We start from the raw sequence: 18,118 nt of genomic DNA on the forward strand, positions 1-18,118 counted from the left end.
CACGAGGCATCATTTGCCGTCTGCGCTGTCCTCATCTATTGGCTTGGTCGGCTATTGCCGAACCTGTCGCTTCGGCTCTTTACAAGCGACGGACAATCCGCTTCGCAACAATCTCTTCAACCATCGGAAACGCCTTGAGGGCCTCGTCGGGAAGGTCGCTGCTCACAGCCAGCGACTCCATCCAGCCAGCAGGTGCTTCTGGTTGGCCGACGACAATGCGGCCGACCATTCCGGCGTGCTCATGGGGAACGCAATAGTAGTCATACACCCCTTGCTCGGTGAAGGTGACGGAGAAGCTCTCGTCTGGTAGGAGATAGTCTGAATTCCAGGACTTTGCGGCTTCGGGAATGCGAAGCGGCCTCCCGAAGTTTACTGGATGATAGGCGGTGGTTGTATGCGAATTTCCGGGGTTCTGGTTGATCCAGCGGATCATCTGGCCGGGCATGATCAAAACACCGATCGGGTCGAACCAGACATGCGAGCCATCTGCCCGCCCCTGCATCCTGATCTCCACCACCTCTTCGGCCCGCGAAATCTGTTGGGACATAGAAAGGATGGCGAGAAGCCCACCACCCAAACACAGCAATTCACGTCGCGCGACCGTCATTTGGCGACACCAGCTTCGCCGTCCGCTGCGACATGCCACAGCACCACATGGACATGCGGCTCTTCCACTCCCGGATGGCCAGCCTTGTAGTGGACGTCGACATGGTCGACATTGCCGCCGGGCGCGGCAAGGTTATCGAATGACTTGTCCGGATTGAGATCCCTCATCGGCAACATATAGATCGTGCTGACAAGCTTTCCGTCATGATCATAGGCAAGGAACGGACCGGCTGGCAGTGTCGTCGGATCGACGAAGAGTTGGCCCATCCCAGGCAAAAAGTCGGGCAACTTCACCAATTTGCTAACCTGTTGATAGGGTGCGGCCGGTGGCGATTTCCTAAAGCCATCCGCGGCTATGGCACCAACCGAGGTGAAGCCTGTCAGAAGAGGTATGAGGAGCAGCATTTTCATGGGAAATCTTTCTACATTGATTCGCGTCGGGTATTATTCGGCAGCCAACCGCGGCACGGTCCGTCGTCTGCCGCTATTCAAAAACCTATCATTTATATTAGTCCAATGAAAATGGATGGAGTTTAAATGCAGTATTTATGCACTATCGTCGCGGTTGCATGTTTTTAACGAAGCCGCATTACCTATTTTTGGTCGAATCACCGGTTAATAAGATTTAGACAACGCGGCGATTCCAAACTCACACTACTCGCCTCTGTCCTTCCGGCTGTCTTGATTTGTGAAAATAAACTCCCATCTTCGGACTCATGACTATCATTTTACGTATGCGAGAGCCACGACGCCTGAAAGCACGCCTCTAGCCCTGGCGCGATTCGCTTGCGTCGCGTCCGGGGCCATTAGCATCTCAATCTAGTGTAACTCCGCTGCAGATGAGTGCAAAACGCGCTTCGTTTGCATTTGTGCGGCCTTGCTTAGAGGCGACCACGATGATTTTCAGAAACTTGTCAGCGAATGTCGTTACCCTTGACCTCGTGGCGAACGGAAAGTACTCGGCACTGCGCAAAATTGCGTTGAATATCGCGAAGAGTGCCGAGGTTGACGACCATGTTGTTCTTCGCGGCCTTTGGGAGCGCGAAAGTGGCAGAACAAACGGTATTGGGCGAGGTATCGCCATCCCACATGCGCTGCTCGAGCCGATCTCGGATCCTGTCGCGTCGTTCACGCGATTAACCGTTCCTATTGATTTCGGGAGCGCCGACGGCCATGCTGTCGACCTTATTTTCACCTTGCTTTGGCCTCGCGCCGCCGCTGTCGCCTTCCTTCCAGCGCTCGCGCAATTGTGCCGGCTGCTTCGGGCTTCGCGGATCCGCGAGGGGCTTCGAGTGGCACGATCCGCCGACGAGGTGATAGCGATACTAGATGGCGATCCGCGAGCGATCTACTGGCCCGTCTCAGAGCAACCCCCCACTTATGTGTCGGTCCGGTGAACGAAAGGATTCGGCAGGACATGAAGAGATACATCGAAGATCCGGGTACACTGCCAAACGTCATTGCTATAACGGATCGTGAGCGACTAACAACCTTACAGCGACAGATTGCCTTCTGGAGGGTTCGGTGGTCTGTTGCTCGAGCAGAACGCACGCATGTGCTAGCCGACGTCTCGGGGCCGGAACTGTACGCGCACAGGATCGGAGTAGAACATGTTTTACCTAAGGACGCCGATATCCCGAGCCGTTGCAGCGTTCGTAATTAGAGAGGAAGGTGAGTTATGATCAACGGTTCGCAATGTCGGGCAGCAAGAGCACTTGTCGAATTCTCGTGCGAACGCCTTGCACTATCTGCAGGTGTTAGCATGGAAAGCATCTTGCATTTTGAGGCTAAACTCTCGGAACCAACTGATGATGAAGTGTCGGCCTTGCAATCGGCGTTGGAAGAGGCCGGCCCGGTCTTCATTCCTGACAACGGTCGCGGCATCGGTGTGCGTCTGAAATTTTCGAAATCTGACGCTAGACGCATCGCAATACTGGAAAATGAAGGCGGAATAGTTGCACCTGACCGGGTGCCGTAAGTGCGCGCTCAGCCCCGAATGACTATCGAGGATGATTTGTCTGGCGGCAAGTCGGCGGCATTCCATTCCATTACAACAAACTTTGCGGCGACCCCGTGGGCCTGCTCGCTGCGCAACTAGATTTGGGCAAGGGCATGCTCAACCAGGATTCCAGGTCCCGTAGCGCTCCTTAATTTGACCGCGGTGAAAGCTGAGTAGAACCAAAGCTGATCCGACAGCAATCCTTGCAACCGTCCCAATTAGGCTGGCATCGTAAATGAACGGAATGATGACTAGGGCTCCCCCTAGAAGCACAGTCAGGTACCGAGCCGGTCGAGCAACCTCCGCGGCGGAGATCGAAATTACGGTGAGAACAAGCGCGCCGATCACATGATCCGCAGTGGCTATGCCGCCTTCGGCTCCGAGCGTCAGTCGGGTGAACATCACGAACAGGCCAATGAGGGCGGAGAGAGCCAGATTCCACGGGAGGCTGACACCGCCGCTCATCATACTCTTCAGCACGGCACCCGGGGAGCGGTCGAACTCGTCCAGTAAGGGTTGATCCGCTCCGCACTCCGGCACCTCGTCGGTGTCGCCAAAGAGGAGCACGCGCAGCCAGTTCCGTCCTGCTTTGATCCGGCGACGCATGAATTGCAGCGTCGCCAGCAGTTCATCGAGCGAATATGGAACCTGCACAAGGACTGCCGCCGCGCCGATCAGCGCGATGGTGCTCCACGTGCCGATGACAATCGGCTGAATGATAATGAACACGATCGAAGTGATACCGAGCGGTGCGATCATCAGTCCGAACAGCACGACCAGCCACGGCATCGTACGCCAGCGCGTGCGGGAGCCGACGATGCCAGTCAGAATCTCGAGCAGATAAACGTAACCGCCGACGGCTGGGTCGGAGACCGGCCAGGCTTTCAAAACCGAGGAAGTGATAATCTCCTCGGTGCCGTTTTGTGGATCAGAGGTCGAGCCAGCAAAAAATGGGTCCCATACCTCCGAAATATGGCCAAGCTGGTAACCGGCGAGGTATCGCGAAACATAGAGGCCAATCAGGGCCAGCAGGATAATGGGCAGCCGCTGGGTCCAGGCGGACGGGTTGTAGCTCCACCCGGGGGGAACGCCAGGACCGGTCAGCGCCGCCACCGCCGAAGGACCGGGCTCGGGTCTGGTGCAGACCGCAAACCCGAAGATCATGGCCCCGACGAGCGTGTCGGAGAGATATGCTGTGGCGTTCGCCGTCGAAAACAGGAACGGTACAGCCATGACCACGGCGCCGATGCCGGCGCAGAGCCAGCGTGCCCACATCGCGCGCCAAGACAACGCCAGCACAGCGCAGACGATGAGCGCGACGCCGAGCGCCATTTCGCTTCTACGCAGAAGCGGCTCGGAAACGTCTATCAGCGCCGGCTGCGTGAGAAGCCAGGTGCCGAGGCCGATATTGACGAAATGCGCCCAGAGGTTGGCGGCGTGCTCGGCCTTGATCTGCGCGTTGCGCTTTGCTCTCAATATCTCCGCGTTCTTTCCGGCACCCGCCGCCTCATCGAACCATGCTGGCGGTGTAATCCGATTGGCATCATACCAGCCCGCAGGGTCGGCCTTGAGCGTGGCGATGAGCCCGGGAAGTTCGTCACTCAACCGATGTCGCGGCTCCCAGCCAAGCAGATGGCGCGCGCGCCGTATGTCGAGCGCGTAGTGGTCATCGGCCATGCCAGCCATGAACGGCTTAATGAATGGTTCCTCACCCTGATCGATGACATCCGGTATCAGTGGCTCCAGCCTACCTTGCATCCACGCGCCCGCGGCGGCTAAGAACTTTGGCAAGCGTAGTGTTGGCCAATCGTGTTTGCCATGAAGCTGATAGCCAAGTTTGTCCTGGAGACCATCGTACCCAATCGCATCTGGCTCCCCAATCAGGATCTCAGTTTCCACCGGCAACTCTGCGCGACGCTCGACGGCGCGCCGGAAGGCGTCGACCATATCTTCGCGATGGAGCATTGATTGGCCAACAAGGGTGCTGCCGGAATAAAAGTAACTCTGAAATTCTCGCTCGTAAATTCGTGCAATCTGATGGGCCATCGTCGGCACCATCGTGCGCTCATCGTAAACACCGGCTAGCCGCAGAATGACGTATGGGATATTCCCGTGCTCAGCGCGGACCACTTCTTCGGCCTCAGCTTTTGATTTCGGATATGCCCAGCGCGGATCAAGCGGCTGGTGCTCGTCGATACGCTCTCCGGGGCTGCACGGAGCATGCACGAGCATGGTGCTTGCATAGATGAACTGCCGAACCTCGAATCGTTGCAATGACCGTAGTAGGCGACGAGTGCCCTCCACATTGACAGAATGGTAACGCGGATCTTCCTTGCCCGAAAAGTCAAAGAAAGCCATGAGATGGATGACGCTAGCAATACGCTCGCCGAACGCATCGTGGAATTTACGAAGTGCGAGTTCGACGGACGAATTCGATGTGATGTCGACTTCAAAAACCGGGATGTCAGCATCGCGTTCCACATGACTGAGTGCAACGATCTGGTAATCCCGGCCAAGAGTCTGAGCGATTGAACGTCCGAGATTTCCAGTTCCGCCGGTAATGACTATAACGGGCCGAGTATCTGAGACTATGTCTGCAAACGTAGAAACCGTTGACATGGGGAAATCCTCGATTTGTTTCGCGGCAAATCGAACTCCGAGCGAAAGCCGGTTTCAAAACTGACAAAAGCTGGGCGGTAGCGCTTCGTGATGATAGGCATCACCTACAACTTGACCCGCTAGGCAAGGGAGAGCTTGGCAAGCGGTGCTTCGACACAGGCGCTACTCGCTCTACGTTGGGGCAGCTGTCAGTCTCACCGGCTTCCCACAGATCGTTATGTTGGACGATCACAGGATCGCTTGCCCTGTCTTGTCCCAGTCGGCTAGAAACGACGCCAATCCCTTCTCGGTTAGCGGGTGCTGGGCAAGATTCCTGAGCACAGCCGGCGGCACGGTCGCTATGTCTGCTCCAGCTATTGCGGCCTGCTTGACATGCAGGGGCGTGCGAATTGAAGATGCCAAAATTTCCGTTTTGAACGAGTTGTCGTGGTCATAAATCATACGGATCTCTCGGATAACTTCCATGCCATCCAGCCCCAGATCATCGAGCCTTCCTACGAATGGGGAAATGAACCGCGCGCCCGCTTTTGCAGCGAGGAGGGCTTGGTTGGCTGAAAAGCAGAGGGTAACATTGACCGCCATCCCTTGTGCGCTGAGCGCCCGACAAGCCCTGAATCCATTGAACGTCGATGGTACCTTGACGGCCACGTTTTTAGCAATGCCGGCTAAACGCTCACCCTCGGCGATCATACCGTCGAGGCGGCTCGCTGTAACTTCCGCAGACACCGGACCGTCGATCATTCCGCAGATTTCCTTGATCACATCCTTGATAGGGCGACCGGTTTTTGCGATCAGCGAAGGATTTGTAGTCACTCCGTCGACAAGGCCTGCGGCGGCAAGTTCCGCGATTTCAGTGGTGTCGGCTGTGTCGATAAAAAACCTCATTTTCATTCTCCTCAACGTGCGTACCGGCGTATATATATATCGGTAGAATTGTTTAACCTGTTTCGGGGGCTGATCTTGATCTCGGTTGATCCACATCCTGAACCCGTGAAACGAAGTGCAGGGAGGATCGACGCCGATGGCGAAACAACTCTCCGACAGAGTAAAATTGAAACGGGCATACGAGATCCCCACCGAGGATGACGGCATCCGCGTGTTGGTTGACCGACTCTGGCCGCGCGGGATCAAAAAATCTGACGCGGCAATCGATCATTGGCTCAAGGAGCTCGCGCCAAGTACCGACCTTCGGAAGTGGTTCGGGCACGACCCAGCGCGCTGGACTGAATTCCGCCGCCGGTATGGGGCGGAAATCCAAGAGCATCGCGACGCTCTCGACCGGTTGCGCGGCATGATGGCGAAGGGCACAGTCACGCTCGTTTACTCGGCTCAGGACGAGACACACAACAACGCCGTGATCCTCAGAGAGATGCTGCGGGAAGATCGATAGAGAAACTATGTTACGTTTTTCCATGTCGCTCAAAGTTTTGATGGGCCCTCAGATCGGGCCGGGGCATTTTGCGCAAGCGTCACTCACCTTGCTCAATGGCATGCATTGAAGCTTATCATTTGGCCTTCAGCAGACAAACGAATTTAATAGCACAATAAAGGCAGCTTTTACGGTTTAAAGAGTTGTGGCTCGGTCCGCTCGGCTTGGCTCCGACGCTAGTTGTTGGACGTTGCCCATCCTGGGCCCTAACATGCTGCGTGACACCAATGCCAAGGACCTCTCCGGCGGACGTTGAGGTATCCGGTTCCGGCGCAGACGGCGTATCCCGGCATACTCCCCGCCTGTGCAGGCTGGGAGGCATTTGCTTGACGACCGAGGAAGTGGCACCTGCATTCTCGGCCCAAGGAGATCGTCATCCCGTCTACCCTTACGGCACGCCTCCTGCTAAGGGTGAGCGGGCCGGTCATCAACGCGCGGAACGCCATGGGGCAGCGGAAAATACGGCGTGATCCCGCGCATTTGCGCCTCTGACAACAACATCAGATCACTGATTGCGGCGGCCTCCTTTCGATCTCAATTAATCAAAGGCAGTACGCCACACAAAGCGATTTAAATAGGTCCTGAGCCTAGGACCGCGGTCTGTTGCTGATGTTGATAGGTTACCTTGTCATGATCGCATTCGGCGCCAAAGTGCACTGGTTTTCGCATAGCTGCCCTTTCCGAACAAAGTCTATCGCGCGCAACGGATCAAAGCAGCGACGGCTGCGGGTCTTCGTACATGCTGCGTTTCACGTAGCACGACCGGTTGGAGTGAAATTCAGGCAATGCCGGGGCTATCGCGACCTCCAACGATTAACACAAAGCAGAAACGTTGTTGGTAACGGCCAATAAGTTTCATTTGCATCTTATCAATCATCGGCACAGATTGGTTGTTGTTCGCGCTCGTTCGGCTCGCCCAAGCAGTGCGACACGCCGTCAGAAGCCTCGGCTGTCAGCGGTTATATATCGGAATCTTTGGGGAAGAGATATTTCGCAGAACAGGCGCAAAAAGAGCAAGCAAACGATAGCAATGCTCCGAAGCCCGCAGAATAATGTCGCCACAGCTAAAGACGTCATCACGAATAGTGGCCTCGTTTCAACCAGGACGGCCATGATGGTCACCTAGAAACATGCAGGAGCGTACGAATGCCCACCGATTTCCATCGTTCACGGAATAACGAACCGCTGCTTGCGGGAGCGGTATGCCCGACGGACCACAGCAACTGCGATTTCGCGCTCGATCGGAAACAAGATGATCAATGGGAGATTTCGATCCGGTCGGCACGAGCCGATGCGTGGGTTCGCAAGGAATTAGCTCAGCCATTCGGTTACTGTTTGGGCGGAAGGATCAGCGTCGATGTTCTGAGCGCGGATAGATTTGTCAAAGGCGCGCAGGCTCAGGGTTTGCGCATCGAGTTCGTGGGACCCGGAGGCAAAGATCTCCTGTAGGATTGCGGCAACCTTCTCGGCGGCTCACCCCATAGAACGTATTCTCTCCACCACGATGTCAACAGTTTTCTTGGCTGTCGACCAAATGCCATCGCAGACAACCCGTGAGCGAGACCATCAACCTCAGCAATACGATCTACGTCGTTTCCTTTGTGCTGCTTTACTCTCAAAGGCGACTGGCGAAGGGGTGGCATTTTTTGGCCGTTAACTTAGGTTCTGGATGTGGAGGCCGATCATGTCAAACATCGACGATGAACTGCGGGTGCTACACAGCGCAGTTCGCAGTCTGGAGAAGAAATGGCGCCGTACTGGGGACGAATATTATCCAAACCAGATCCGGCAACTGAAAGAGATGATCGCCGACCGCGAGCGCGGCGGTCTTTTCGGTTTGGAAAAATCGATGGGGCCGCCTCGGCGCGCTCTTAACCCCTCCGACGTCTGATTTTGCGTTCACCATCCGACGCATGCGTCATCGACCCTTCGTTCTAAGAGGAACACCTCAGATGAGGAGAGCCTGATATCCGATTTCCTTCCATTGTCACGACCGACAACGGCTCGATCTGCGACGTCCGGAACCAGGTCCGCCCAAGATGCACGAACTCTCCAGCTGTTCTGGGGACGCCGCGGAATGTGCATCATCGACAAGCGATACTTGCCCCTATGGTGCAAGCCGGCCGACGAGGTGCCGAGCCCTGTTATTAAACTCGATGTGACGTTCAACGATGTCGGCCCCTCGTCACTCTCGGCCAACGGCCTTCGATGGACCAACCCGCCTAAAGCCCCGACATCGCGGGCATTTGAACGCAAACCTCCTTAAACCATGACATCGGATGATGTAAAATACGTGGAGGGCGCATAGCCCTCTTTAGCGGGCTGCAGTGGTGAACCGCAGGAAGTTGCGAGGATGCTGGCGTGACCAATCGTGTTTCGATGGCATTGAAAGCGGCCGCACGAGGTATGGAGGATGCCTTTGGCTGGCTTGTTCTCTGGTGGCCGTTGGCGCCTGTATGCATATTCGTTGGGGCAACGGGTGTCGCGGTTTTGAGCCAGGGCGATGATCCCTTCGGCATAAAATTCGCTGCCGGAGTCGTCACGATGACGTTCTACTTCGTCGCCATTTTCGGGAGCCTTCTGAGCGCCATCTTCTTTGCGGGCGTGACGTGGAATCTCTCGCAAAGTCCGGCCCCGTCACGACGGCAGAAACAACGCTATAGCATGAACTTCGACACGATCTTCTGGCTGCTCGGGAGTATCATCACCGCTTTGTGGCTTGCACCCCTCACGCTGGCCACGGCCCATATCCCGGTTGTCAAGGATCAGATCCTGCCTTTCTGACCAAGCCTATATCCCGGAGTTCGCCGCCTGACGCTAATCTATCTCACCCAGGTCGCGCAGTTTCGACAGCGATTCGACCAGCAAGGGCTGATTGGCCAACAAGCCTTGGACGTGGATTCTTGCAAGCGCCTCAAGGAGGCCCTCCCCTCTGGGCGTCAGTCCGATCAAGACGCTTCGTCTGTCATTTTCGGAGGGCGTTCGGTTTGCCAGACCAGCCAATGAGAGGCGGTCAACCAGCTGTACTGCACCGTGAGGGTGCATCAACATCTGCTCTGACAGTTCCCTCATCATGATGCGACCGCCGACCGCCGTCTTGATCACCAGCATTGCCTGGTATTGCTGTGATGTGACCTCGGCCTCCGCAAGTGCTGCTTCGCTGAGTGCCAGGAAACGACGCAGTGCGAGCCGGAACCCGGCGAGCGCGCCGTACAAGTCAGGGGGCAGTTCCTTTTTCAAGTCAACTTCTTCTGCACTCGGCATTCAAAAACCTTTTATTGAATCACGCCATGATATATAATTTCGGTGTCCGCGTTGGGGAGGACGGTTCGCGTGCGCGCGGCGGATTGTGCATGGTCCGCCTCGAGCACGATGTCCGCTGTCGCGCGCGCGAATCATAGATTGTCTTGGCGGCGACGGTAAGAGGGGGCTTTTGAAAGTAGGAAGTGTTTCAGCCGGATGCGGAGTAGAACTGCTACCCGCGCTCAATGAGTGCGGGTGTGATGTGAGCTGTGTGGCCCGTCAATCCAGGGTGTCCGACGCTGAATTCGACCGCTACGTCAATATCTGCTCCTATCAAGTGGCCCTTACACGATCTGGCTTCACTCGAAAAAAAGCCGCTCGTTCATCGGTCAACTTGGCAATAGGGCATCGATGCCCCCTTCATGACATCTAACCCACGGGATAAGCGATGGTTTCCGGGGTGACAAAAGCTTCGGTACACTCTCGTTCAAGTGACGTCGGCGGAGGCGGGGGACAAAGTGGGCTCGCTTTGCCCGATGGTGCCCGACCTAACTCGACTATGAGAACGGTGGGGTTAAACCCTGATGAGACGCCGACAAGAGAGGAGGTTGCGGTGGCAATTTCGGAACTCAACGGGGTCGAGAAGCAACTGCTCGGAGTAATCGGTCGCGGACATCGCGATCGGCGAATGCAAGTTTTCCACCGTGGAGAGATCTACTGCACCGCTCCGTTCACCTGGGCCGAGCTATCCGCTCACGTCAGAGCTGCCGATGACGCGATTGCCGATGCCGTCGCAACTCTTGTCGCGGCCGGCGCTGTTGACAGTGTAAGGCAGCCGACCCGTCTCTTCCGCTGGATACGGAGGACCAAGCCTGCGACCTTTTTCTTTGTAACTCAGAAAGGGAAGCGATGGTCGGCGCAAATCGAGCAAGTCATGGTTCTCGAACAGAACTAGAAATTGATCTTACTGGGCCAGGCGAGGCCCGTGAACGTTAAATATCAGCGCGTCAAAGCCGGCGCATCTTCATCGACTGTCATGAAATGCATGACACGGACAAGATTGCCTTGCATCAGCTCCAGGACGCGATCCGCTTCCAGCCAGAACAATGCTCTTACGATCTCCTCCTGAGTAAAGTTCGCCTTAGCCAGGGCGACTGTCAGCTGGTGCAGGTTGACGGGCGCCGCGGGCGTCGCATGGATAGATCTGAGATAGTTTATGACTGCCGCTCTTGTTTCTTCGCGTCGATTCATCAATTACACCTCCTTGTGCTTTCGCGCCGACCCACTCAACACGCTGCGCCTACTGTCGCTAGAAGTTTTGCCGGTCCGGCGGGCTCGCGCCGCGACCGGGAAATGGTAGGCTTTTCGTGGGGTTTGGATAGAAGCGTGGACCAACGATTCGAACGCGCTTGCCTGTCACGTCGGTAATATAGGTGGCCTGTTTAGCCTTCAACGCAGGTGGTCTCTGCGGGTGGCTTGGTGGCGCGGCCTCCGCGCTGCCTGCCCATATCAGCATCAAGGCAAGAACCAGCAAGGCTGCACCGCCCATTAGCCGGGTCCAAGTACCTCCACTTTTTGAAAAGTAAAATTCGAAGGCCCCGTTCAACAAGCTTCGTCACTCCTGATGAAGATGCAATGCCTCAATCGCTCATTGCCCGGATTTGACCCAGGGCGGGTTGGTTCGGCTTAGCACCGTGGGAGGAACTCATTTCGTTCGTGAGATCTAGAACCACCCTCTTCGGCCGTTGCCCTTCACGGTGCATGAGGAGAACAACGACACACCGACCACTCCCGGATCTGACTGACAAAATCTGCCCAGGGGTTCGAACCATCGCGCTCTTGGCGGCGTCCGCGCAGTTCGACGTTTCGCCAGCAACGGCATATGAGAAAGTCACGATTGAAAAAACAGCGGCAAGCAAACCAGCCTGCACAGAACCCCGTGCGGGGGATGACATCGACATAGCCATCCCCCACTAATGCACCGTGCTTTCAATCTGAATTTTATCACGGTCCAACAATGCCTCGCACACTTCCTGAACCATGACGCGGGTTGCCTCAAGAACGGGCGGAGAAAGTGCTTCACCAAGACGAGCAGCGTGGCCAATCCTCAAGAGACCCTGCAGCTCGGAGGCGTTCTCGATGAGGCGGCCCATCCTCTTTTGCAGATCAATTGGTAGCTCCGAGACATCGAACTGTTCCTGATCTAGAAGCCCGCGTTCCCTTAGGATTCGCTCAAGTAGCAGCGTCAACTTGGCAACTTCTGCAATATCCTTCATCTGCACCCTCCCCGGCTTTTTTAGGCTAGCTTTCACCCGCGATTCTTTTTGATCGCTCAGCAAAATATATCATGACATGATAAACGTAAAAAGATAGAGGCGGACACAGGAGTGTTATCGCACCGTGAGGGGGCGGGATCGGTCGATTTCTCGATTGGCATCGAGTAGATCACGCTGAAATGTCGCCTCGTGATCGGTAGTCGATCGAGTTCAGCTACACTTTGCAGCTGCTGTAAGCGCCGCTGTTATGCCCGCGAGTGCGTACTTGTAATTCGTTCGCGTGCCTCGTTTCGAGATCGCGCTCAACGTCATTGAGCTGCCGGATTTCATCGCCGCAACCAGTGCCGCGTCGTCGATCGCGTTCTTCGTCCAGGCGGAATTCCCTTTCGACGTCATCGAAAAATTTCTGCCATCGACCGCCACCGTTATCTCTGAGCCGCCGAGAATGTCATAGCCCATCACAGCTTGCGGATAGTAGCTGCCGGCCCTTGGGTCTGGGGCCACCAGGATATAGTTGTTGCCGTGATCGACATTTGCCGGCCGAGCCTCCTGTGGCGTGGAGAGTGCATAGCAGTGTTTCCGACCATCTGTTGAATACGAATAGAGACCCCAAGCTCCAAACGTTTTGATCATCGTAGGCGCGGAGCCGGGCCGCGCATTTGCCGATGCTGGACCGATTGCAGCGAGGGCAAAAACGGCGAGCGCGAATGTTTTGAGGGACATCTCATCTCCATGGCTGGATTAAATAGAGGTTGAGGCCAAGTCGGCCGTGGACGGCGCTCCACCTAAATCTGGCGCTGCAGTGGCAGTGTCGGGGGACTAGACCAAATACGCTTTCGTGGACTGACGGATCCCAATCGAAGCCATCGAATAACGTCGGAGACTTTGGCGGCCCGCTACTCGGCAGGCACGTCAGTGGCCCGCGCAGCTAAGTCAATGTTACATAAATCTGAAGCGATATTCTGTGAGAGGTTTGCCGACGAATGCCGGTTGATTCTCCACGACAGGACATCCGTCTTTCGCAGTCCGCGCCCATCGGTTACGGCCCTGAGCGTGATCTCCGCCCCTGCTGTTGTATCGGTGAATTCGCTCGGGTCTCGATTGCACAAAAGGGGATCGCCGCGGCCGATGAATGCGACGGTGCCCAGCAGCGACTGCTGGTCAGCCTTTACAACCTCGCACCAAATCCCATTGATGGTGATCGAATTGACTCGAAGCGTCGCTTCGCTGGAGGGGCTCATCATGTGCTTGTGAAACGGCTTCGGATTGTATGGCGCAGAGTGGATGTCGGCCGCTGTTTCCTCAAAATCCTCGGTTTGCAATCCTAGCTCCTCGCGTCGGCTCCTGACGGAGACGGGAATTGTGTAAAAAATTCGAGCATTGAAGTGGTGCGTCGCTCCACGAACCCAACAAACAGGCCACTGCGCAGCCTGCCGCGACATCGATCCCGTTAGGCCCGCCCGAAGTCATTTCAGGCGGGCCTGGTTCGACTGGACATCTCATCACATCCACTCGAAGGTTAACTGTCCGTCACTGCCGATGTGGCTTGTTGCGGAAGCTCATTCATTTTCATCAGTTGTTCCGCGCAGTTGTTTGCCGCATTGATAACAGGCCCCTCGATCCCGGCGACCTTTGTCCAGCCTCCCTCCTTGATGAAATTCTCGCGTTCCCAGGACGATGTAGCTTTGAGGGCCTGCAGGTTTTGCTCGGCATTGCTCGCGCTTATGAAGTCGTGGACGCAAATGTCGGCGACCAGATCGGCCCGCGCATCCCGCGCTGCGACCATTTTCATCTCTCGCACGCTCGCCGATGTTGTCCAGCCACCCCATGTGAAGCCAACGATCATCGTCAGTACCGACGCGCCGACCAGCGACCAAAGCCATAGGATCTTGGACGGACGGAACGAAGAGCGTCCACCATCTCCGAAAGCTAGCATAGCTGTTCTCCCCACGTATTTGATCATGGCATGATATAAAAATAGCCTTTCGGATCAACCTAACATTGATCACAAAAGTTTGATCGTCTGCGGTTGTCAGAAACATCTTCTCTCAGCTCTAAGCAGCAGATGGCTGAGCCTGAGTTTCGAGCCGAGGCTGGCGCAGGAAGTTGAGACATTTCGCCAGTCATATAGCTCGCGACCACGCAGATGACCCTCCTTGGGTGTAAGCTCAGCTTGCTCACTGTTCTGGATCTGTCCCAAAGGAAAATCGCAGGAAAGTATTTACTGGTGTTCATTTGGCAAGTCTTTGTGCGACGACGTCCAGAACGTAAACACGTGATTGTGATTGGGTGGACAGAGATCCTTATTTTCGCCTGATTTCCTCGGGGTTCCGGACGGCTCCCCTTGCATGTCGCTCCCCTTCTTTTGCCGATGAACGGATGGATACGACATTTCCGCTTTGTCAGATGCGAAAAATCTGACTACCTTTCCATTCCGGGAAGGGGCATTTCATGAGAACAGTATTCTGGGACCCTCCATTTTTCGCCTGTGGGATCGTCATTCGCGGCCCATTTGAAGCATATGGTTTCATGAATTCGCGGGGCGGTCAGAATGTGTGCTGGCCCGTGGTGAAGGGTTCGCAGTTCGCGAAGGCCCAACTGGCAATGCTCGCAGCCATGGATGGCCGTCTGTCGATCGAAGACGCCAGGGCCTGCTTCGGCCTGGCGCTGAAGGAGGCACAAATCACGTGATAAAATGGAGCAAAATTGGGACAAGGGGGTAACAATGGAGACTGCGCTGTGGGGCTTGTGCGTCTACTATCGGACCGATGATAATATGGTGCATTCCGTGAGCGGCGTTGACGAGGCGCTGGTCGCTCTGTTCGATCGATGGCCAGTAAGGACTGGAAATTACCGCCTCATCGCAATGGACGCCTGCTATGCCGCACAAGCTGGCCGAGAAAGACTGGCGAAGGCTCGATTGGCATTTGTCGCTGCAGTGATCGAAGCTGGCGCGCTGGTCGATGACCGGCATGAGCGGTGTTCTGATCAGCCTGGCGATCCCGAATTATTCGGCAAGGCACCCGTTGCTACCGTCTCTATCGTGGGGTCCCCTTCAACCGCTCTCGATCTTGCATGTGACTAAAGACGATGCTCCAGAACCATTCTCAGTCGGCGTCTATTCTCGATCCCGAAGACCTGGAAATGCTCCAAAAGGTATTCGATCAATTGTGCGAACGAAGGCGCTTAGAGAAGGGAAGCGCCGCGGCCAACCGGATAGCTCGAGATCTGATCGATCTCTTTCAACATGGAATAAGGGGGGAGCGTCAGTTGCTCATGATGTTGTCGGGCGCAAAGTCATTTCCCTAGGTGCCGGTTTGGGGGTGACATCTACGTCTACTTCCGCATTGAATGCCGGCCTCTACCAGAAGCTCCCAATCAAGGCTTTAGATTTTGATTCCGCCGGCGACGCGCGGCAATGGCCCTGGGAGTCAGGCTCCGGGATCCGACTTACACTAGGACTGGACCTTGGCCGGTCTACCGCAGCACTCCTGTCGCCAACTCCCTTTGAATGCCGCGCACGTCGGTTCCCTTTTTGAGCGTCTTGGCGATAGGCGTGCTGGAGCCGGAAACCCAGATCTTGAGCTCGGAATCAAGATCGAACGTCCCAGCCGTTTCAACCGCGAAGCGGGTGATGGCCTTATATGGGATGGACGTGTGTCGACCTTGCTGCCGGTGATGCCCTGGATGTCGACGAGGATGATCTGGGACTGAGTGAAGACGAAGAAATCTCGAATCACCTTTGGCCAGTTGCGGTGTTTCTCCCTCGATCAGAACACCGTCTCGGCGGCGCTTCAGGTCGTTGGGATCTAGCGCCGATCCATGCCCAAAAAGGCCATGAGAGATACCCATGTCACCAACCCCATTTCTTCATGGACGGTAGGAGTGAAGCGTCTCGACGGCAAGCGCAGATGGAGGGGCGACTAGAAGAAAATGAGCCTCGAAGAAAAATGCAATTTCTTCCGGCACTCAAAATCCTTTAGAAGGCTCCCTTGAAAACGTGGGAGCTTTGCATCCACTCAGCCCCCACCATTTCGGTCGGCGTCTCCGCTTCGCGGCGATCAACCACGAGCATGGGTTACGGTCTCGGCACACGTTGAGCCTCAGCTGGCGCTGCGAATGCGGCGCGGGGCATTGACAGCTTGATCAGGAGGCCGTGCGGCTGCCAATCTCTGGAAACGTTTGCACTGAGGCTGCGGATGATCATCTGCTCCAGCCTCGTGCCGAATCCCGCATCTTTCGTTTCCGCTTTGCTGGAAGGTCCTCCGCCAGACTCAAGCCACGAAATCTCGAATCTTTCATGGAATGCATTGAGCGTCACGTCCAATCGCCCTTCCGCATTGGACAGGGATCCGTACTTCACCGCGTTGGTGGCGTATTCGTGAAAGAGCAGGGCAAGGTTTGTCACCCTCTCGGCGCTGATCGGTGCGTCTTCACCATGAAGGCGCCACCTACCTCCCTCACCCTCATCGTACGGGGAAAGCAGGCTGGACAACAGCTGGAATAGGGTCGTGGACCGCTCTTGAAATGCTTCGTCCCCTGTAAAGCTCGGCAGTGTCATCTCGTGTGCTTGCGAGAGCGCGACAAGACGGTCTTTCATTGAAGAGGCGAGCTCGCTCGGCGTCTGCGCCGTGCGCGCTGCCAACGTGATGATGCTCCCGGTGATTGCAAAAAGGTTCTTGACCCGATGATGCATCTCCCGAAGGAGAAGATCCTGGCGTTCTGCTGCGCGCTTCCGGTCCGAAATGTCACGGGCAATTTTCGAGGCTCCGATAATCCTGCCGTCGTTGTTGCGGATTGGCGAGATCGTCAGCGAAATATCGAAAAAGGTGCCATCCTTACGACGCCTGATTGTCTCGAAATGGTCGACGCGCTCTCCGGCGTGGATACGCGCAAGGATCGACGGCTCCTCGTCAAGCCGCTCCTCAGGTATGAGAATAGTGATCGACTTCCCGACAGCTTCAGCGGCGCTGTATCCAAAAAGCCGCTCCGCACCCCGGTTCCAGGTGGTGATGACCCCCTGAAGGGACTTACTTATGATGGCATCCTCGGAGGACTCGATGATTGCCGCCAGGAACGCGGCGGCGTCGTGTGTCTGTTGATGTGCCACTGCCTCGGCCTCAGATTGCTTGGAGCGACGGCCAGTTGCCCCGCCATCACTGCGATCATGTTTGTCTGCCATCGGCGTCTGCGTATCCAAGATGTCGTCAAAAGTTTTGAGCGGAAAGGCCCTACCCCGGTTGGAACCTTAGCTCCCCACGTCGAGAAATAAAGTCTTTTGTGTGGCCCAACTGTTGCAAAATCATGTGACGTCCTACGGTGCGGCCGGCTCCCATTCCTGGACGACGGCCCGATGAACAAATTTCCAAGACTAACGACTGGCATATCCGGTGCTGCAACGTCCGGGGCAATTGCTTCTGCAGTTGGCAGCGTATCGGCCCCGGGTCATCGGCGGAGAGGTTCGAGGCGCGACTCTCGCGCGATTGATGGGCGCCGGTTGGCGGTGCCCCGAGAACAATTCTTCAGCCTTGATTGCAGCCTGCGCCGACCCGGTCTCTTCATGAGACGTGCCGGATCCTATGGCCCACCAGAGGCGGCCTCGGAGTGGACAAGCCCGTTTGTCCGGCCTACCTCTCCCAAAGCCGACCCTTGGTTTTGGGAGGATTACTCATGAATCGAAACACAATAATTGGCTTCGTCGTCGTTTTGGTGGTCATTGTAGCCGTGCTGATATTCCGGTCAGATTTCGATCAACCCGCTACCAACCCCAGCCCGCCAGCTACACCACCTGCGTCAGCTGGTACAACACCGCCAGCAGCTTTGGCACCAACTACACCAGCTCCTTCAAACTGACGAACAGACCACGAGGTCGCTACTTCTGATGGCTCATGGTTCAGCAGCAAGCTCTTTTGACCTCCTTCAGCTCGCTTTTGGGGCGCGGGTTTC

Annotated in this window: 20 protein-coding genes and 1 pseudogene; 9 read left to right on the forward strand and 12 right to left on the reverse strand. The window is 56.0% G+C overall.

Annotation, left to right across the window (positions count from 1 at the left end; all coding sequences use genetic code 11):
• Positions 1-79: 79 nt before the first annotated feature.
• Positions 80-607 carry a plastocyanin/azurin family copper-binding protein gene (locus C5J22_RS17735; RefSeq protein ID WP_172746676.1) on the reverse strand — a complete coding sequence of 176 codons (528 nt, stop codon included), beginning with the start codon at positions 605-607 and terminating at the stop codon, positions 80-82.
• Complete coding sequence (locus C5J22_RS17740) at positions 604-1,017, reverse strand: DUF5602 domain-containing protein (protein WP_105439289.1); 414 nt, start codon at positions 1,015-1,017, stop codon at positions 604-606. Before C5J22_RS17740 ends, C5J22_RS17735 begins: the two co-directional genes overlap by 4 nt.
• A 485-nt stretch (positions 1,018-1,502) precedes the next feature.
• Here C5J22_RS17740 and C5J22_RS17745 point away from each other — a divergent pair, with 485 nt between their 5' ends.
• Positions 1,503-2,003: a PTS sugar transporter subunit IIA gene (locus tag C5J22_RS17745; RefSeq protein ID WP_105439290.1), complete on the forward strand. Its 501-nt coding sequence runs from the start codon at positions 1,503-1,505 to the stop codon at positions 2,001-2,003.
• A gap of 281 nt (positions 2,004-2,284) precedes the next feature.
• Positions 2,285-2,584: a hypothetical protein gene (locus C5J22_RS17750; RefSeq protein WP_105439291.1), complete on the forward strand. Its 300-nt coding sequence runs from the start codon at positions 2,285-2,287 to the stop codon at positions 2,582-2,584.
• A gap of 138 nt (positions 2,585-2,722) precedes the next feature.
• On the opposite strand, the gene C5J22_RS17755 is transcribed toward C5J22_RS17750, so the two are convergent.
• Positions 2,723-5,224, reverse strand: a complete 2,502-nt coding sequence (locus tag C5J22_RS17755; protein WP_105439292.1) for an NAD-dependent epimerase/dehydratase family protein — start codon at positions 5,222-5,224, stop codon at positions 2,723-2,725.
• Between the two features lie 228 nt (positions 5,225-5,452).
• Positions 5,453-6,109, reverse strand: a complete 657-nt coding sequence (gene fsa, locus C5J22_RS17760) for a fructose-6-phosphate aldolase (protein WP_105439293.1) — start codon at positions 6,107-6,109, stop codon at positions 5,453-5,455.
• Between the two features lie 136 nt (positions 6,110-6,245).
• On the opposite strand from fsa, the gene C5J22_RS17765 reads away from it, so the two are divergent.
• The 4 genes from C5J22_RS17765 to C5J22_RS17780 all read left to right on the forward strand — a co-directional run bounded on the left by C5J22_RS17765 (position 6,246) and on the right by C5J22_RS17780 (position 9,437).
• On the forward strand, positions 6,246-6,614 hold the full coding sequence (locus C5J22_RS17765; protein WP_105439294.1) for a DUF488 domain-containing protein: 369 nt from the start codon (positions 6,246-6,248) through the stop codon (positions 6,612-6,614).
• A 1,185-nt stretch (positions 6,615-7,799) separates the two neighbouring features.
• A complete protein-coding gene (locus C5J22_RS17770; protein WP_105439295.1) occupies positions 7,800-8,102 on the forward strand; it encodes a hypothetical protein in 303 nt (100 codons plus the stop codon).
• 235 nt (positions 8,103-8,337) lie between these two features.
• Positions 8,338-8,544, forward strand: a complete 207-nt coding sequence (locus tag C5J22_RS17775; RefSeq protein ID WP_105439296.1) for a hypothetical protein — start codon at positions 8,338-8,340, stop codon at positions 8,542-8,544.
• A 470-nt stretch (positions 8,545-9,014) separates the two neighbouring features.
• Entirely contained in the window at positions 9,015-9,437 is a 423-nt protein-coding gene (locus C5J22_RS17780) for a hypothetical protein (RefSeq protein WP_172746677.1), read from the forward strand.
• A gap of 33 nt (positions 9,438-9,470) precedes the next feature.
• Here the strand turns inward: C5J22_RS17780 and C5J22_RS17785 are convergent, their stop codons facing one another.
• The gene (locus C5J22_RS17785) at positions 9,471-9,893 is read right to left on the reverse strand and encodes a MarR family winged helix-turn-helix transcriptional regulator (RefSeq protein WP_245440450.1); all 423 of its coding nucleotides are present in this window, start codon (positions 9,891-9,893) and stop codon (positions 9,471-9,473) included.
• A gap of 616 nt (positions 9,894-10,509) precedes the next feature.
• Between C5J22_RS17785 and C5J22_RS17790 the strand changes: the two genes are divergently transcribed.
• A complete protein-coding gene (locus tag C5J22_RS17790; RefSeq protein ID WP_105405409.1) occupies positions 10,510-10,851 on the forward strand; it encodes a hypothetical protein in 342 nt (113 codons plus the stop codon).
• Positions 10,852-10,895: 44 nt separating this feature from the next.
• Here C5J22_RS17790 and C5J22_RS17795 read toward each other — a convergent pair whose 3' ends face one another.
• From C5J22_RS17795 to C5J22_RS17820, 5 genes are all read right to left on the reverse strand, one after another.
• Positions 10,896-11,147 carry a hypothetical protein gene (locus C5J22_RS17795; RefSeq protein WP_105439300.1) on the reverse strand — a complete coding sequence of 84 codons (252 nt, stop codon included), beginning with the start codon at positions 11,145-11,147 and terminating at the stop codon, positions 10,896-10,898.
• A 722-nt stretch (positions 11,148-11,869) separates the two neighbouring features.
• The gene (locus tag C5J22_RS17805; protein WP_105439302.1) at positions 11,870-12,172 is read right to left on the reverse strand and encodes a hypothetical protein; all 303 of its coding nucleotides are present in this window, start codon (positions 12,170-12,172) and stop codon (positions 11,870-11,872) included.
• A 210-nt stretch (positions 12,173-12,382) separates the two neighbouring features.
• Positions 12,383-12,895, reverse strand: coding sequence for an invasion associated locus B family protein (locus C5J22_RS17810; protein WP_105439303.1), 513 nt, complete (start codon positions 12,893-12,895; stop codon positions 12,383-12,385).
• A 173-nt stretch (positions 12,896-13,068) separates the two neighbouring features.
• Positions 13,069-13,494 (reverse strand): hypothetical protein, encoded by a 426-nt coding sequence (locus C5J22_RS17815; protein ID WP_105439304.1) that lies wholly within the window; start codon positions 13,492-13,494, stop codon positions 13,069-13,071.
• A 197-nt stretch (positions 13,495-13,691) separates the two neighbouring features.
• Entirely contained in the window at positions 13,692-14,108 is a 417-nt protein-coding gene (locus tag C5J22_RS17820) for a hypothetical protein (RefSeq protein WP_105439305.1), read from the reverse strand.
• 515 nt (positions 14,109-14,623) lie between these two features.
• Between C5J22_RS17820 and C5J22_RS17825 the strand changes: the two genes are divergently transcribed.
• Together C5J22_RS17825 and C5J22_RS17830 are read left to right on the forward strand one after the other, a co-directional pair.
• Positions 14,624-14,863, forward strand: coding sequence for a DUF982 domain-containing protein (locus tag C5J22_RS17825; protein WP_105439306.1), 240 nt, complete (start codon positions 14,624-14,626; stop codon positions 14,861-14,863).
• Positions 14,864-14,897: 34 nt separating this feature from the next.
• Complete coding sequence (locus C5J22_RS17830; protein ID WP_172746678.1) at positions 14,898-15,257, forward strand: DUF982 domain-containing protein; 360 nt, start codon at positions 14,898-14,900, stop codon at positions 15,255-15,257.
• A gap of 392 nt (positions 15,258-15,649) precedes the next feature.
• Here the strand turns inward: C5J22_RS17830 and C5J22_RS17840 are convergent.
• Both C5J22_RS17840 and C5J22_RS17845 read right to left on the reverse strand, forming a co-directional pair.
• Positions 15,650-16,024: pseudogene (locus C5J22_RS17840) on the reverse strand (PH domain-containing protein).
• Positions 16,025-16,250: 226 nt separating this feature from the next.
• Positions 16,251-17,354, reverse strand: a complete 1,104-nt coding sequence (locus C5J22_RS17845; RefSeq protein WP_105439308.1) for a PAS domain S-box protein — start codon at positions 17,352-17,354, stop codon at positions 16,251-16,253.
• Positions 17,355-18,118 lie beyond the last annotated feature (764 nt).

It is taken from the genome of Neorhizobium sp. T25_13 (assembly GCF_002968675.1).
Classification (GTDB): Bacteria; Pseudomonadota; Alphaproteobacteria; order Rhizobiales; family Rhizobiaceae; genus Neorhizobium; species Neorhizobium tomejilense.

Excerpts from the sequence above, each read along its gene's own strand:
- C5J22_RS17735 (WP_172746676.1), bottom strand. The coding sequence starts at position 607 with ATGACGGTCGCGCGACGTGAATTGCTGTGTTTGGGTGGTGGGCTTCTC.
- C5J22_RS17740 (WP_105439289.1), bottom strand. The coding sequence starts at position 1,017 with ATGAAAATGCTGCTCCTCATACCTCTTCTGACAGGCTTCACCTCGGTT.
- C5J22_RS17745 (WP_105439290.1), top strand. The coding sequence starts at position 1,503 with ATGATTTTCAGAAACTTGTCAGCGAATGTCGTTACCCTTGACCTCGTG.
- C5J22_RS17750 (WP_105439291.1), top strand. The coding sequence starts at position 2,285 with ATGATCAACGGTTCGCAATGTCGGGCAGCAAGAGCACTTGTCGAATTC.
- C5J22_RS17755 (WP_105439292.1), bottom strand. The coding sequence starts at position 5,224 with ATGTCAACGGTTTCTACGTTTGCAGACATAGTCTCAGATACTCGGCCC.
- fsa (WP_105439293.1), bottom strand. The coding sequence starts at position 6,109 with ATGAGGTTTTTTATCGACACAGCCGACACCACTGAAATCGCGGAACTT.
- C5J22_RS17765 (WP_105439294.1), top strand. The coding sequence starts at position 6,246 with ATGGCGAAACAACTCTCCGACAGAGTAAAATTGAAACGGGCATACGAG.
- C5J22_RS17770 (WP_105439295.1), top strand. The coding sequence starts at position 7,800 with ATGCCCACCGATTTCCATCGTTCACGGAATAACGAACCGCTGCTTGCG.
- C5J22_RS17775 (WP_105439296.1), top strand. The coding sequence starts at position 8,338 with ATGTCAAACATCGACGATGAACTGCGGGTGCTACACAGCGCAGTTCGC.
- C5J22_RS17795 (WP_105439300.1), bottom strand. The coding sequence starts at position 11,147 with ATGAATCGACGCGAAGAAACAAGAGCGGCAGTCATAAACTATCTCAGA.
- C5J22_RS17805 (WP_105439302.1), bottom strand. The coding sequence starts at position 12,172 with ATGAAGGATATTGCAGAAGTTGCCAAGTTGACGCTGCTACTTGAGCGA.
- C5J22_RS17810 (WP_105439303.1), bottom strand. The coding sequence starts at position 12,895 with ATGTCCCTCAAAACATTCGCGCTCGCCGTTTTTGCCCTCGCTGCAATC.
- C5J22_RS17820 (WP_105439305.1), bottom strand. The coding sequence starts at position 14,108 with ATGCTAGCTTTCGGAGATGGTGGACGCTCTTCGTTCCGTCCGTCCAAG.
- C5J22_RS17825 (WP_105439306.1), top strand. The coding sequence starts at position 14,624 with ATGAGAACAGTATTCTGGGACCCTCCATTTTTCGCCTGTGGGATCGTC.
- C5J22_RS17830 (WP_172746678.1), top strand. The coding sequence starts at position 14,898 with ATGGAGACTGCGCTGTGGGGCTTGTGCGTCTACTATCGGACCGATGAT.
- C5J22_RS17845 (WP_105439308.1), bottom strand. The coding sequence starts at position 17,354 with ATGGCAGACAAACATGATCGCAGTGATGGCGGGGCAACTGGCCGTCGC.